The sequence below is a fragment of the Marisediminicola sp. LYQ134 genome, from assembly GCF_046599635.1.
Classification (GTDB): domain Bacteria; phylum Actinomycetota; class Actinomycetes; order Actinomycetales; family Microbacteriaceae; genus Marisediminicola.
This window is the reverse complement of the sequence record NZ_JBKIWP010000001.1, coordinates 211,967-226,243: the sequence shown is the minus strand read 5'-3', so window position 1 is coordinate 226,243 and position 14,277 is coordinate 211,967. Positions and strand designations below refer to the sequence as shown.

Sequence of the window (14,277 nt, the reverse complement as noted above, 5' to 3'; positions counted from 1 at the left end):
CGCACCCAAGGAGCACCATGACGATCGACCCCGGACCCGCCTCGGTCGACGCGCCGTGGCCCGTCGCGGTGCTGTCGACCAAGATCAAGGGGTGGATCGATCGCCTCGGGTCGGTGTGGGTCGAGGGCGAGATCACGCAGTGGGGCGGTTCGGGCGGCAACGTCTACGGCAAGCTCAAAGACCTCGACGTCGACGCGACCGTGGGGTTCACGATCTGGTCGTCGGTCAAAGCCAAGCTCCCCGCCGACCTCAAGCAGGGCGACCGCGTCGTCGCCCTCGTTAAACCCAACTACTGGGTCAAGGGCGGCACGCTCACGATGCAGGTCTTCGAGATGCGCCACGTGGGCCTCGGCGACCTGCTCGAGCGCCTCGAACGATTGCGTCAGACCCTCGCCTCCGAGGGTCTCTTCGACCCTCGACGCAAGAAACCGCTCCCCTTTCTTCCTGGCCGCATCGGTCTCGTGACCGGCAAGGACTCCGATGCCGAGAAAGATGTCGTCCGCAACGCCCAGTTGCGCTGGCCGTCGGTCGAGTTCCGCGTCGTGCACTCCGCGGTGCAGGGTGAGCGCGCCGCATCCGAGGTCACCGCGGCCATCCGCACTCTCGACGCCGACGAGACGGTCGACGTCATCATCGTCGCGCGCGGGGGCGGGGACTTCCAGAACCTCCTCGTGTTCAGCGACGAGACCCTCGTGCGCACGGCCGCCGCGTGCACGACCCCGCTCGTGAGTGCGATCGGTCACGAGGCCGACCGCCCTCTGCTCGACGAGGTCGCCGACCTGCGCGCCTCGACACCGACGGATGCCGCGAAACGCGTGGTTCCCGACGTCGCCGACGAGGCCAACCGGGTGCAGCAGTTGCGCGCGCGCATCGGGATGCGCATGACGAGCATGATCGGTCGTGAGATCGACAGGGTAGAGCAGGTGCGATCGCGCCCCGTCATGGCGAACCCCGTGTGGCTCGTCGACTCGCGAGCCGAAGAACTCTCGCGCTACGTCGGTCGCAGCACCGAGCTCGTCGAGCAGCGCATCGCCCGCGCTCTCGACGGTGTCTCCGCTCTCACCGCGCACCTGCGATCGCTCTCCCCGCAGCGCACCCTCGACCGCGGCTACTCGATCGCCCTCACGGGGGCGGGGCACATCGTGCGCGACGCGAGCGAGGTGCGTGAGGGCGATCCGCTCCTCCTCACCCTCTCCCGGGGCGCCGTCGAAGCCGCGGTCACGGCCGTGCAGCCCGCACCGGACGCGCCTCGATAGACTCCCCCCGTGGCTGAAACTCCCTCCTCCGACGTCGCCGACCTCACCTACGAGCAGGCCCGCGATGAACTCGTGGCCGTCGTGACCGAGCTCGAGCAGGGATCAGCGACCCTCGAGCAGTCACTCGCCCTCTGGGAACGCGGCGAGGCCCTCGCCACGCGATGCGAGCAGTGGCTCATCGGGGCCAAAGCCAGACTCGACGCCGCGCGCTCGACCGTCGCCGAGTAGTCGATGGCCAAGACCCCCCGCGTCGTCGCCGAACTGGGCCGACCCGAGACCCCCGAAGAGACGGCTGCGCGCAAAGCGGAGAACTCGCGCAAACACCGCGCCAATCAGACCGTCATCAACCTCGTGCTCGCCCTCGCCGCTTCGCTCGCGATCGTGCTCTTGCTCGTGCTCGTCGTCGTGCGCCCCGACCTCCCCGCCCGCGAGCCGGTCGACTACGGCGCGATCGCCGAACAGGCCCAACCAGCCGTCGACGAGCCGCTCGCCGACCCTGATCTCCCCGAGGGCTGGACCGCGAATTCGGCGACCATCGAGGCGACGCCCGACGTGACCGAGTGGTACATCGGCTTCATCACCCCGAGCACCGAGTTCATCGGGTTCCGCCAGGGCGTCGATGCCGACGCGACCTGGGTCTCCAATCAGGTCGACGACCGCAGCTCCACGGGCGAAGTTGAGCTCGGCGGCCTCGACTGGACCATCTTCGACTACCGCGAGCGGCGCGACGTCGGCAACCTCGCGTATTCCATGGTCGCGACATCCGGCGACAGCCGACTCGTGATCTATGGGAGCGCCGACGACACCGAGTTCGCGACCCTCGCGACGGCGCTCGCCGCCGACCTACCGACAGACGATGAGGAGGGCGACGCCCCGTGACCGACGACACCACGACCGAAGACACCACGACCGAAGACACGATGACCGGTGAGCACGAGGCGATCGTCGATCCCGTCGACCTGCCCGCGAAGGTGTGGCGCGAGATGCTGCGAGGCAACGAGCGGTTCGTCTCGGGCAACCCCCGCCACCCGCGGCAAGACGTCGAACGCCGCGAGGCGCTCGCGAGCGAGCAGCGACCGCGAGCCGCGCTCTTCGGGTGCAGCGACTCCCGGCTCGCCGCGGAGATCATCTTCGACAAGGGGATCGGCGACCTCTTCGTCGTGCGCAACGCCGGCCAGATCATCTCCGACAGCGTCGTGGGCTCGCTCGAATACGCCGTGGGTGTCTTGAAGGTTCCGCTCATCGTCGTGCTCGGCCACGATCGCTGCGGAGCAGTGCTCGCCGCGATCGACTCGCAAGGCAGCGAAGCCCCACCCCTGCCCCCGCACATCGACCATCTCATCTCGAAGATCGTTCCCGCGGTGCGTCGCGTCTCGGGGACTCCCGAGGGTGACGTCGACACGACGGCCGTCGACTCCCTCGAGGTCGGCAAGGAGCACTTGCGCAACACCATCGCCGAGCTGCTCGAGTCGTCGGAGTTGATCAGCGACGCGATCGCCGCCGGTACGCTGGCTGTCGTGGGGGCCAACTACCGGCTGCTCGAGGGGCGCGCGATCCCCGACACGACGGTCGGCTCCGTCGACCGAGGCTGACTCCGCGTCTAACGCTGGCCGTGACGCCGCATCCACTCCACCATCCCGCACCGCCGAGCGTGATCAGGCCCGGCACCGCACCGAACCGCAACGAACCGCATCGAAGAGAGAGCACAACGACGTGAGCGAAGCACCCGAGTTCCGTATCGAGCACGACACGATGGGCGAGGTGCGGGTTCCCGCCACCGCCCTCTACAGCGCTCAGACGCAGCGCGCCGTCGAGAACTTCCCGATCTCGGGCACGGGGCTCGAGTCCGCTCAGATCGTGGCCCTCGCCCGCATCAAGCGCGCCGCCGCCCTCGTCAACCGGGAGCTCGGAATCCTCGACGCCCCGATCGCCGACGCGATCGTCTCCGCGGCCGAGACCGTGATCGGGGGGCGACACCACGAGCACTTCCCCGTCGACACCTACCAGACCGGCAGCGGCACCTCCTCGAACATGAACATGAACGAGGTGCTCGCGACCCTCGCGACGACACACCTCGGTTCGACCGTGCACCCCAACGACCACGTCAATGCCTCGCAGTCGTCGAACGACGTCTTTCCGACGTCGGTGCACATCGCCGTGACGGGAGCGCTCCTGAGTGACCTCATCCCCGCGCTCGATCACCTCGCGACCGCGCTCGAGGCGAAGGCGGCTCTGTGGGTCGACGCCGTCAAGGCTGGCCGCACCCACCTCATGGACGCGACGCCCGTGACCCTCGGCCAGGAGTTCGCCGGATACGCGCGGCAGATCCGCCTCGGCATCGAGCGCGTGCAGAGCACGATCCCCCGCGTCGCCGAGGTCCCCCTCGGAGGCACGGCCGTGGGCACGGGCATCAACACTCCCGCGGGGTTCTCGGCGAAGGTCATCGCCGAGCTCGCCGACGACTCGGGACTGCCCATCACCGAGGCGCTTGACCACTTCGAAGCCCAGGGTGCGCGCGACGGCCTCGTCGAGGCATCCGGTGCGCTGCGCGTGATCGCTGTGAGCCTCACCAAGATCTGCAACGACCTGCGGTGGATGGGATCGGGCCCCAACACGGGACTCGGTGAGCTGCGCATCCCCGACCTGCAGCCGGGGTCGTCGATCATGCCGGGCAAGGTCAACCCGGTGGTTCCCGAAGCCGTGCTCATGGTCGCCGCGCGCGTGATCGGCAACGACGCGACGGTCGCGTGGGCCGGGGCATCCGGGTCGTTCGAGCTCAACGTCGCGATCCCCGTCATGGGAACCGCGCTGCTCGAGTCGGTGCGCTTGCTCTCGAACTCCACGCGGGTTCTCGCCGACAAGACCGTCGACGGACTCGAGGCCGACCTCGACCGCGCCCGCGCGCTCGCCGAGTCGTCGCCGTCGATCGTGACGCCGCTCAACCGCGCGATCGGCTACGAGGCTGCGGCCAAGGTCGCCAAGAACGCGGTGGCGAAGAGCATCACGGTGCGCGAGTCGGTCATCGACCTCGGTTTCGTCGAGCGCGGCGAGGTGACCCTCGAGCAGCTCGACAGTGCCCTCGACGTGCTGTCGATGACGCGCCCGCCCGCCGCGGGCTGACCCCCGGGCCGACATCGAGAAGGCCGATCAGGGCGAGCCGACGACCTCGATCGGTGTTCCGTCGAGCGACTGCAGCTCGCGATTGCCGAGAGGCGACGCGAGGTCGATGGGAATGAGGTATCCCCGCGACCGCTCGACGGACGGGTTCGAGTCGCAGTTCGAGACGTTGCCCTCGTTCGAGCCGTCGCCGGGGTCGGACTGACCGAAGAACGCACCGACCTGAACGGCCCCGTCGGCCCCGACCACCACGAGTTGCTGCGGGATGCACCGGTCGTCGCCGCGAACACGCACGACGAGGTCTGCGGTGTCGAGCGCGACGGTGCCGGGGATCGGCTCGACACCGATGAATCCCGGCTCGGTCGCTTGACCCGCGCTGCGGATCTTGCCCGCCTCGAACAGGTAGTCGGAGTTGGAGCCGGTGCGGTCGATCGACTGGAAACCGGTGATCGGCATCTCGACGAGGTCTTCCGGGGGCACGGCGATCGGCCGGAAGACGCGGTCGACGACGTAGGCGCGCGGTTGCATCCCCCACACCCTGTCGACGTCGGAGACAGCCCGATTGTCTTCTCGCGCGAAGTCGATCTGCCCCACCGCCGACGAGACGCCGACGGTCAGAAGGGCGAGCACCCCCACGAGCGACACGACGCGCGTGACCGAATAGGCCGCCGCGCCGGGCTCGGTGGCCCGAGGATCGCTCCTCGTCCACCCGACGAGGAGATACCACTGGCTGCGGGGTGACAGTGTTCCCCAGAGAAACAACACTCCGAGCAACCCTGCCGCCCAGATGAGGAGAGTGTTCACCCCTCGACTCTATGTCGTCTCCCTGACACCATCACCCCGCGAGGGGTCAGGCCAATTCGTTCGACTCGAGCATCTCGGTGACGAGAGCGGCGATGGCCGAACGCTCCGACCGCGTGAGGGTGATGTGGCCGAACAGCGAGTGACCCTTGAGGGTCTCGATGACCGAGGCGACCCCGTCGTGGCGACCGACCCTGAGGTTGTCGCGCTGGGCGACATCGTGCGTCAAGACGACCCGGGAGTTCTGTCCGATGCGGCTCAAGACGGTCAAGAGCACGTTGCGTTCGAGCGACTGGGCCTCGTCGACGATCACGAAGGCGTCGTGGAGCGAACGACCGCGGATGTGCGTGAGAGGAAGCACCTCGAGCAGCCCGCGCTCGATGACCTCGTCGAGCACGTTCGGCGAGACGACCGACCCGAGCGTGTCGAACACCGCTTGCGCCCACGGGTTCATCTTCTCCGCGGCATCGCCGGGGAGGAACCCGAGCTCCTGGCCCCCGACCGCGTAGAGCGGACGGAAGACCATGATCTTGCGGTGCTGCTGCTTCTCGAGCACCGCCTCGAGACCCGCGCACAGGGCGAGGGCCGACTTGCCGGTTCCCGCGCGGCCACCGAGCGACACGATCCCGATCTCCGGGTCGAGCAGCATGTCGATCGCGAGACGCTGCTCCGCCGATCGACCGTGCAATCCGAAGATGTCGCGGTCGCCGCGCACGAGGCGCATCTGCCCGCGGCCCGTGACGCGACCGAGGGCCGAGCCGCGATCGGAGTGGATGACGAGACCGGTGTTGACCGGGACATCCGCGACGAGCCGCGTGCTGATCTTCTCGTCTTCGTAGAGCTGGGCCATCTGCTCGGAGCTCAGGGTGATCTCGTCGGTGCCGACCCACCCGGAGTCGACGGCGAGTTCGGCGCGGTACTCCTCGGCCGCGAGACCGATCGATGCGGCCTTGACTCGAAGCGGCAGGTCTTTCGACACGACCGTGACCGCGAGCCCCTCGTTGGCGAGGTTGAGCGCGACCGCGAGGATGCGCGAGTCGTTGTCTCCGAGCTGCAGCCCCGAGGGGAGCACCGACATGTTGGAGTGGTTGAGCTCGACTCGCAGCGATCCGCCGTCTTCCCCTACGGCGATCGGAAAGTCGAGACGCTCGTGCAGCACGCGCAGCTCGTCGAGGTTGCGGAGGGCCTGCCTGGCGAAGTAACCGATCTCAGGGTCGTGGCGTTTCGATTCGAGTTCGGTGATCACGATCACGGGCAGGACCACCGCGTGTTCGGCGAATCGGAAGACCGCCTTCGGGTCGGACAACAACACCGAAGTGTCGAGGACATAGGTGCGTTCCGCTGTCTCGACGGATCCGTCTCGAGCGGAGACGGTCTTCTGAGTCGGCTGGTTCAACTGGGGCACGAGCACTCCATCCCCGAACGCTTCGCGCTCGGATACTGTCGCACAGACGGCCGTCGAACTTCGCGAAACGAACTTACGTGGCCGTCTCGATCAGGCGCCATACCTGATGTCTCGAAACTACGACCGTGCCGCGACCGCGAGCAATGCGACACGCGCCCTCACAGGTTACGGTCGCGTGAACGACTGTCACTCGGGCGTCGCCGCGTAGTCACCGAGAGCGTCGCGCACGAGGTCGAGGGTCACGGCCGACGTCGACGCGTGAGCACTCAATCGCACGGTTCCGCCGCGCGCCGTCGCTGTCACCCCGTGGTTGAAGAGCGCCGCGGTCAGCGCCGTGAGGCGGTGCTCCGGAGGCGCGAGAACGACGATGCCCGCGCGCTCGGTCGTGGCGCGCGGAGAGACCACCTCGAGACCGACCTCGTCGGCCGCATCGATGAGCTGCGAGACCCTCTCCGCGACCGCGGAGTTGATGGCCGCGACCCCGACGCGCGCGGTCAGCTCGAGGGACGTCGCGAGCGCGGCGGCCGCGAGAGGGTCGGGCATGCCCGTCATGAACGCGCCCGCTCCCCGACGCGGCGGCGGAGGGGCGTCCGCGACGGCGTCCGGTTCGAGCGCGCTCGCGTGCGCCGCGTCGAAACCGGAGAAGACGGGAACGAGGGTTTCGGCCGCCCGATCACTCAGCGCCATGAATCCGGTTCCCCACCCGGCGCGCAACCATTTCTGACCCCCCGAAACCACGATGTCGGCAACAGTCCAGGGGGCGTCGACGACGCCGAAACCCTGCACGGCGTCGACGATGAGCAACCGGTCGCCGACGATCTGCCGGATGCCCTCGAGATCGGCGAGGTATCCGGTGCGATAGTCCACGACACTCACGACGACCGCCCGGCAGTCGGGTGTGAGGATGTCGCGCAGCGCTCCCGGGGTGACGCGACCGTGAGCGGGGTCGAACCACAGCGGCGTCATCGCGGCGAGTGACTCCGACGCGCGCGCCGCGGCGGTCGTCGTGCTCGGGTACTCGCCTCGCGAGACGGCCACCTGACCGGTGAGCCCGAACATCGTGTGCATCATCCCCGAGGAGGTGCTCGGCTGGAAGACCACGTTGCCCCGCGAGAAGCCGGTGGCGTCGGCGACCGCCGACTCGAAACGATCCGTCGCGGCATACAGCGGGTCGATGGCCCCGAACCGAGCGCGGCCGACCACCTCGGACAGCTCCCGCCGCTCGTCGAGCACAGCCCGCCCCGGCGGACCGAGGCTCGCGAAATCGAGGTAGCCGTCGTCTTCGTCGAACTGCCGGATGACGTCGGCGAGCCCCTGGGGGTCGTGCCGCGTCACGCGCCGAACCGGCGGTGCCGCCGAGCGTAGTCGCGCACGGCGCGGAGGAAGTCGACCTCGCGGAGGTCGGGGCCGAGGGCCTCGACGAAGTAGAACTCGCTGTGGGCGCTCTGCCAGAGCATGAAGTCGCTCAACCGCTGCTCCCCCGACGTGCGGATGACGAGGTCGGGGTCGGGCTGGCCCCCCGTGTAAAGGTGGTCGCCGATGAGTTCGGGGGTGAGGATCTCGGCAAGTGTGTCGAGAGCGCCCCCACCGTTCTCGTGGGCCGTGACGATGCTGCGCATGGCATCCGCGATCTCCCGGCGACCGCCGTAGCCGACCGCGAGGTTGATGTGGAGGCCGGTGTTGTCGCGCGTGCGATCGGCGGCGAGGGTCAGCGCCGTCACGAGCGATGGCGGCAGTCCGTCGGTCGAGCCGACGTGCTGCACGCGCCAGTCGCGGAAGTGCGAGAGGTCGTCGGCGAGGGTCGCGATGATGTCGAAGAGCTCGTCGAGTTCCGCGGTGTGGCGGCCTGTGAGGTTGTCTGTCGACAGCAGATAGAGGGTCGCGACCTGCACGTCGAGGTCGTCGCACCACTCGAGGAACTCGCGGAACTTCGCCGCACCCGCGCGGTGACCGTGCGCCGCCGTTTCGAGCAGACGCTGTTTCGCCCATCGCCGGTTGCCGTCGAGGATCATCGCGATGTGTCGAGGCAGGGTCTGTCCGACGAGCCGACGCCTCAACCGGCGCTGGTAGAGCCGGTAGAGGATGCCGCGCCCCAGGGGCATTTCTCGACTGCTCACACGACAACGGTAGTCCACCCCGGCCCGCGCCGATCCGGTGCCCGAGGCGGCCGTCACGAGGGGGCGTCGCGAGGAGACGCCGCCTAAACTGGGGGGATGACGCGCCCTTCCGACGATCGTTTCTCTCGCGGCCGATCGGGCGACTCGCACGTGGATGCCGAACCGGCGAGCGACCTGCCCAATGTTCCCCTGCTCGACGACGCCCTCGACATCGCCGACCGCAAACCGACGTGGCGCGGCTGGATCCACGCGGGCACGTTCCCCCTCGCGATCGTGCTCGGCGCGGTGCTCATCATCGCTGCCGACGGCACCGCCGCCCGCATCAGTTCGAGCGTGTTCGTGGCCTCGTCACTCCTGCTCTTCGGCATCTCGGCGCTCTACCACCGCATCGACTGGAGCCCCGCGACGAAGCGTCTGCTCAAGCGGCTCGACCACGCCAACATCTTCCTGCTCATCGCGGGGTCGTACACCCCCATCACGGTGCTCGCCCTCGAACCCGCCAAATCGACGCTTCTGCTGTGGCTCGTGTGGAGTGGGGCGGGGCTCGGCATCCTCTTCCGCGTCTTCTGGATCGGTGCACCGCGATGGCTCTATGTGCCGCTCTATCTCCTGCTCGGCTACGCCGCGCTCGTGTTCATCGTCGACTTCTTCGATGCCAACGCGGCGATGATGACGTTCATCCTCGTCGGAGGCCTCTGCTACACCGTGGGCGCCGTGATCTACGCCCTCAAGCGACCCAACCCCGTGCCCGGCCACTTCGGGTTCCACGAGATCTTCCACTCGCTCACCCTCGCGGCCTTCCTATGCCACTGGGTCGGGATCTTTCTCGTCGCGACCGATCCGCCGACCTTCGGCTGAGTGGTCGGGCTCGGCATCGGGGTCCGAGCCGGCGGCGGCCTCCTCGGCGTCGAGCCTTTCGCTGATCTCCCCGCGATAGCGCGTGCGCCTCACGCGCCGCGTCATGTCGAGGATGAGGAGAACGGCGATAGCCGCGATCGCGAACATGACGAAGAAGCCGACCACTCCCGGGGTCACGGTGTTGGGGTCGAACTCTTCGGCGTCCTCCGCCGCGGTCGCGAGTGCCCACACGAGCGTCGAGCGCATCATCGGGTGCCTCCGACCAGCGCGTCATCGGCGTCCGCCGTGTCGATCCCGGCGAAGAAGTCGGTCTCGGGAACCGGTGACTCGACCGTCGACGCCGCGAGGAGGTAGTCCTCGAACGGCCAGACCTCCCGCTGCAGGTCGTTGGGCCAGAAGAAGAAGCGGCTGTCGGGAGCGACCTGGCTCGCGTGGGCGCGGAGTGCGTCGTCGCGGGTCTCGAAGAAGTCGCCGCACGGCACCTGGGTCGTCGCATCCGCCGGGCGCTCGTTGACCCTCTCGAGGAATTCGGCGAGCTGCGCGGTGCGCTCCGAGTCGGGCTCGAGCTCGACGAGCCGGTCGTGCATCGCGGTGATGCGCGGCGCGTTGAAGATGCGGTCGAAGTAGACCTTCGACACCGTCCACGCCGCCCCGGCCTCGGGGTACCGCTCGGCATCGGCAGCCGCGTCGATCGCGAACATCGCGACCTCGTGGGTGCGGATGTGGTCGGGGTGGGGGTAGCCCCCCGTCTCGTCGTAGGTGTGCACGACGTGCGGTCGCAAGCGACGGATGATCGCGACGAGCGGGGCCGCGGAGATCTCGAGTGGAATGGTTGCGAAGGAGTTCGCGGGCACCGGTTCGTCGTTCTCGGGGAGCCCCGAGTCGAGGTATCCGAGCCACACGTGATCGATTCCCATCGCGGCGCGCGCCTTCTCCATCTCGATGCGGCGCAGTCCCGCCATATCGCGGTCGGCCATCGCCTTCTCGACGAGCGCTTCGTTCTGGATGTCGCCCCGTTCGCCCCCCGTGCAACTGACCACGGTCACGTCGACGCCGAGGCTGCGGTAGTACGCGTACGTCGCAGCTCCCTTGCTCGACTCGTCGTCGGGATGGGCGTGTACCGCCAGCAGTCGCCGTGTCACGAAACTCCTAGAAAGAGGGCCTAATCTGTCGTCAAAGCCTATCCGCCGCGCGCGGAGCTTTCCTGCGAGAGGGAGCCGTATGAGCGAGACCGTCGACGACGTCCGCGTCGACGACGGACCCGCAGCCCCGGTCGCCCCGGCCCCGGGGATCGCCGAGCGCTACGGCCGAACCCCCGATCGCGCCCGTCGACGTCGCGTGTTCGGCTGGTCTGCCGCGATCGCCTTCGTCGCCGTTCTCGTGGCGTGGGTGTGGTGGGGCGGCCTGAGTGGCACGACATCCCAATTGCAGACCTTCGACACGGGGCACTCGGTCATCGACGAGACCGCCGTGAGCGTCACGTGGCAACTGACCGTGACGCCGGGTGAAGCCGTCTCGTGCGCGCTTCAGGCGCAGAACGAGGCGCACGGGATCGTCGGGTTCAAGATCGTCGACCTGCCGCCGTCGGAACTGCGCACGCGGTCGATCACCGAGGTCGTCGCGACGACGGAGTTGCCCGTGACCGGCTTGATCTACAGCTGCTGGCTGCCCTAAACTGATCGATCGCACCTCAGACCGGCCGATCAGCCGGTCTTTTTCATTCGTATCGCCTCCCCCGGAGGCCGATGTTCCGAGCCCGAGGAGTTCGTATGTCCACCGACTCGACAGAGACCTGGCTGACCCAGGAAGCCTTCGACCGCCGCACCGCAGAACTCGAACACCTCTCGGTCGAGGGGCGAGGCGACATCGCGAAGAAGATCGAGGCGGCGCGTGAAGAGGGCGACCTCAAGGAGAACGGCGGATACCACGCCGCGAAAGAGGAGCAGGGCAAGATCGAGGCGCGCATCCGCGTGCTGACCGAGCTCTTGCGCCACGCGAAGGTCGGCGACGCCCCCGAGAGCGACGGCGTCGTCGGTTCCGGCACGGTCGTGACAGCGACCATCCAGGGCGACGAGAGCGTCTTCCTCCTCGGCAGCCGCGAGATCGTCGACGCCGACACCGATCTCGACGTCTACTCCGAGGGCAGCCCGCTCGGCGAGGCCATCATCGGTCACCGCGTCGGCGACACCGTGACCTACGTGGCCCCGAACGGGCGAGAGATCACCGTCGCGATCTCGAAGGTCGAGCCCTACGTTCCCTGAGCCTGCTCAGTAGTCGACGCGCGGGTCGTAGCCCGCTTCGCGCAAGAGCTCGAGAACACTGCGCACGTGTTCCGGTCCGCGCGTCTCGACGCTCAGCTCGAGTTCGACCTCGCTGATGAGCGCGTTGCGCCCGTGCCGGGTGTGCAACACCTCGACGACGTTCGCATTGGCGTCGGAGACGAGTTCGGCGACCCTCTTGAGCTGACCGGGGCGGTCGGGCAGCATGAGGCGGAGCTTGAGGTAGCGTTCGGATGCCGCGAGACCGCGGGAGATCACGCGCTCCATGACGAGCGGGTCGATGTTCCCTCCGCTCAGCACGACGACGGTCGTGCCGAGGTCGAGCCCCCCGAGCTGACCCGTGAGGATCGCCGCGACGGCCACGGCCCCCGCCGGTTCGACGACGAGCTTCGCCCGCTCGAGAAGCACGAGCAGGGCACGCGCGGTGTCGTCATCCGTGACCGTGACGACGCGGTCGACCGTGGCCGCGACGATCTCGAAGTTGAGTGCGCCCGGTTTGCTCACGGCGATGCCGTCGGCGATCGTCGGCAGCATCGTGATCTCGGTGGGCTTTCCCGCGTCGAGCGACACCGGGTACGCCGCGGCACCCTCGACCTGCACGCCGATGATGCGCACCTCGCGACCGTCGCGCGCCGCACGCTGTTTGAGGGCGCTCGCGACACCGGAGATGAGCCCTCCCCCGCCGATCGGAACGATGACCGTGTCGATCTGGGGCACCTGGTCGAGCATCTCGAGCGCGAGGGTGCCCTGGCCCGCGACGACGTCGGGGTGGTCGAACGGGGGGATGAGAACAGCGCCGAAGGTCTCGGCGAACTCCGCCGCGGCACGCAACGGCTCGGCGACGGTGTGGCCGCGGAGCACGACGTCGGCGCCGTAGTTGCGCGTGGCCTGCAGTTTGGGAAGCGCGACCCCGACGGGCATGAAGATGGTCGCCTTGATGCCGAGCTCGCGCGCCGCGAAGGCGACGCCCTGAGCGTGGTTGCCCGCCGAGGCGGCGACCACTCCGCGCGCCTTCTCGTCGTCGGAGAGCTGCGCGAGTCGGTTGTAAGCGCCGCGGATCTTGTACGACCCGGTGCGCTGCAGGTTCTCGCACTTGAGGTAGACGGGCGACCCGAGCAGTTCGGCGAGAAAGCGCGAACTCTCCATGGGCGTGACGTCGGCGACCCGCGAGACGAGGTCGCGCGCCCTCTCGATCTCGGCGAGCGTCGGACCGGGCATCGGACGCGCCGGGTTCTCGACGGCGCGGTCGTCGCCTCGGGCGTTGTCGGTGAGGGTGGTGTCAGACATTGCGCACGACGTTACCCGCTTGCGCGAAGGAATCCGTGCGCCACGTGCCCTGCACCGTGTAGTTGACCATCACGTTGAGGGTCGCGATGACGGGCACGGCGAAGAGGGCGCCCGGGATGCCGGCGAGGAATCCGCCGGCACCGACCGCGAGAACGACGGCGAGCGGGTGGATCTTCACGGCGGCACCCATGACGAGAGGCTGCAAGACGTGGCCCTCGAGCTGCTGCACGAGCAGCACCCCCGCGAGCATGATGAGTGCGATGACCGGACCCTGGTAGACGAGCGCGACGAAGACCGCGATCGCGCCCGTGAGCACGGCGCCGACGATGGGGATGAACGCCCCGAGGAACACGGCGACCGCGATGGGGATCGCGAGAGGCACCTGCAGGATGAGCGCGACAGCCCCGATGCCGATCGCGTCGACAGCGGCGACGAAGATCTGCACCCGCACGAACGTCGTGAGGGTGAGCCATCCGGCCGCCCCCGAACCGGCGACCGCCGGCCGCGCCCGGCGGGGGAAGAGACGCACGACCCAGCGCCAGATTCCGGCGCCGTCGATGAGGAAGATGAGGGTCGCGAAGAGCACGAGCAGCAGCCCGATGAGCACGTGGCCCGCCGTCGCACCGATCGAGAGCGCGCCGCTCAGGAGAGCCTCACCCTCGGTCTGGATGGCCGCGACCGCGTCGCTCACATACCGATTGATGTCGGCTTGAGACAAGTGGAGGGGCGAGTCGCTGAGCCACGCGGCGAACTCCCGGTATGCCTCCACGCTGCGCGTCTGGAGCGACGGGAAGCCGTTGGTGATCTGCGTGACGACGAGCACGACGAGCCCCGTGATGATGGCGAGGATGCCGAGCTCCGCCACCGTGACCGCGAGCCACTTCGGCCAGCGATGGCGCTGCAGAAACGACACGAACGGCACGAGGAGGGCCGCGAGCAGGATCGCGATCATGAGCGGGATGACGATGAGGCGCAACTGGATGATCAGGAAGACGGCGATCGCTGCAACACCCGAGATCGCGAGGATGCGCCACGACCATGCGCCGGCGATCACCATGCCGGGCGGCACGAGTCCGTCGCGGGCATCTCCGGGACCGCTCGCGGGCGGCGCGGACTGCACGACGGAGGCAGTCTTGCTGCGCCGACCCAGTTTCATG

16 protein-coding genes are annotated in these 14,277 nt (G+C 68.5%); 8 read left to right on the top strand and 8 right to left on the bottom strand.

The features are described from left to right. The first annotated feature begins 17 nt into the window (after positions 1-17). From xseA to ACLHIH_RS01070, 5 genes are all read left to right on the top strand, one after another. The gene (gene xseA, locus ACLHIH_RS01090; RefSeq protein ID WP_411314872.1) at positions 18-1,256 is read left to right on the top strand and encodes an exodeoxyribonuclease VII large subunit; all 1,239 of its coding nucleotides are present in this window, start codon (positions 18-20) and stop codon (positions 1,254-1,256) included. A 9-nt stretch (positions 1,257-1,265) separates the two neighbouring features. Further along, positions 1,266-1,484, top strand: coding sequence for an exodeoxyribonuclease VII small subunit (locus tag ACLHIH_RS01085; RefSeq protein WP_411314871.1), 219 nt, complete (start codon positions 1,266-1,268; stop codon positions 1,482-1,484). Positions 1,485-1,487: 3 nt separating this feature from the next. Next, positions 1,488-2,135: a DUF4245 domain-containing protein gene (locus ACLHIH_RS01080; RefSeq protein WP_411314870.1), complete on the top strand. Its 648-nt coding sequence runs from the start codon at positions 1,488-1,490 to the stop codon at positions 2,133-2,135. Between the two features lie 41 nt (positions 2,136-2,176). Further along, entirely contained in the window at positions 2,177-2,848 is a 672-nt protein-coding gene (locus ACLHIH_RS01075; protein ID WP_411316278.1) for a carbonic anhydrase, read from the top strand. 121 nt (positions 2,849-2,969) lie between these two features. Beyond that, positions 2,970-4,376, top strand: a complete 1,407-nt coding sequence (locus ACLHIH_RS01070; protein ID WP_411314869.1) for a class II fumarate hydratase — start codon at positions 2,970-2,972, stop codon at positions 4,374-4,376. Positions 4,377-4,403: 27 nt separating this feature from the next. On the opposite strand, the gene ACLHIH_RS01065 is transcribed toward ACLHIH_RS01070, so the two are convergent. The 4 genes from ACLHIH_RS01065 to ACLHIH_RS01050 form a co-directional block, all read right to left on the bottom strand. Continuing rightward, the gene (locus ACLHIH_RS01065) at positions 4,404-5,177 is read right to left on the bottom strand and encodes a hypothetical protein (protein WP_411314868.1); all 774 of its coding nucleotides are present in this window, start codon (positions 5,175-5,177) and stop codon (positions 4,404-4,406) included. A 46-nt stretch (positions 5,178-5,223) separates the two neighbouring features. Beyond that, positions 5,224-6,570, bottom strand: a complete 1,347-nt coding sequence (locus ACLHIH_RS01060) for a PhoH family protein (RefSeq protein WP_411316277.1) — start codon at positions 6,568-6,570, stop codon at positions 5,224-5,226. 195 nt (positions 6,571-6,765) lie between these two features. After that, positions 6,766-7,914 carry an aminotransferase class V-fold PLP-dependent enzyme gene (locus ACLHIH_RS01055; RefSeq protein WP_411314867.1) on the bottom strand — a complete coding sequence of 383 codons (1,149 nt, stop codon included), beginning with the start codon at positions 7,912-7,914 and terminating at the stop codon, positions 6,766-6,768. Next, a complete protein-coding gene (locus tag ACLHIH_RS01050) occupies positions 7,911-8,681 on the bottom strand; it encodes an isoprenyl transferase (RefSeq protein WP_411316276.1) in 771 nt (256 codons plus the stop codon). Before ACLHIH_RS01050 ends, ACLHIH_RS01055 begins: the two co-directional genes overlap by 4 nt. 111 nt (positions 8,682-8,792) lie before the next feature. Between ACLHIH_RS01050 and trhA the strand changes: the two genes are divergently transcribed. Beyond that, the gene (gene trhA / locus ACLHIH_RS01045) at positions 8,793-9,554 is read left to right on the top strand and encodes a PAQR family membrane homeostasis protein TrhA (RefSeq protein ID WP_411314866.1); all 762 of its coding nucleotides are present in this window, start codon (positions 8,793-8,795) and stop codon (positions 9,552-9,554) included. Here the strand turns inward: trhA and ACLHIH_RS01040 are convergent. Both ACLHIH_RS01040 and mca read right to left on the bottom strand, forming a co-directional pair. After that, on the bottom strand, positions 9,498-9,803 hold the full coding sequence (locus ACLHIH_RS01040; protein ID WP_411314865.1) for a hypothetical protein: 306 nt from the start codon (positions 9,801-9,803) through the stop codon (positions 9,498-9,500). The two genes, trhA and ACLHIH_RS01040, sit on opposite strands and share 57 nt — an antisense overlap. Beyond that, positions 9,800-10,696 (bottom strand): mycothiol conjugate amidase Mca, encoded by an 897-nt coding sequence (mca, locus tag ACLHIH_RS01035; RefSeq protein WP_411314864.1) that lies wholly within the window; start codon positions 10,694-10,696, stop codon positions 9,800-9,802. Before mca ends, ACLHIH_RS01040 begins: the two co-directional genes overlap by 4 nt. 79 nt (positions 10,697-10,775) lie before the next feature. On the opposite strand from mca, the gene ACLHIH_RS01030 reads away from it, so the two are divergent. Next, positions 10,776-11,228 carry a DUF4307 domain-containing protein gene (locus tag ACLHIH_RS01030; RefSeq protein WP_411314863.1) on the top strand — a complete coding sequence of 151 codons (453 nt, stop codon included), beginning with the start codon at positions 10,776-10,778 and terminating at the stop codon, positions 11,226-11,228. A gap of 95 nt (positions 11,229-11,323) precedes the next feature. Further along, positions 11,324-11,815 (top strand): transcription elongation factor GreA, encoded by a 492-nt coding sequence (greA, locus tag ACLHIH_RS01025; protein WP_411314862.1) that lies wholly within the window; start codon positions 11,324-11,326, stop codon positions 11,813-11,815. A gap of 6 nt (positions 11,816-11,821) precedes the next feature. On the opposite strand, the gene ilvA is transcribed toward greA, so the two are convergent. Both ilvA and ACLHIH_RS01015 read right to left on the bottom strand, forming a co-directional pair. Further along, the gene (gene ilvA / locus ACLHIH_RS01020; RefSeq protein WP_411316275.1) at positions 11,822-13,051 is read right to left on the bottom strand and encodes a threonine ammonia-lyase; all 1,230 of its coding nucleotides are present in this window, start codon (positions 13,049-13,051) and stop codon (positions 11,822-11,824) included. A 61-nt stretch (positions 13,052-13,112) separates the two neighbouring features. Then, positions 13,113-14,276, bottom strand: a complete 1,164-nt coding sequence (locus ACLHIH_RS01015) for an AI-2E family transporter (protein WP_411314861.1) — start codon at positions 14,274-14,276, stop codon at positions 13,113-13,115. Position 14,277 lies beyond the last annotated feature (1 nt).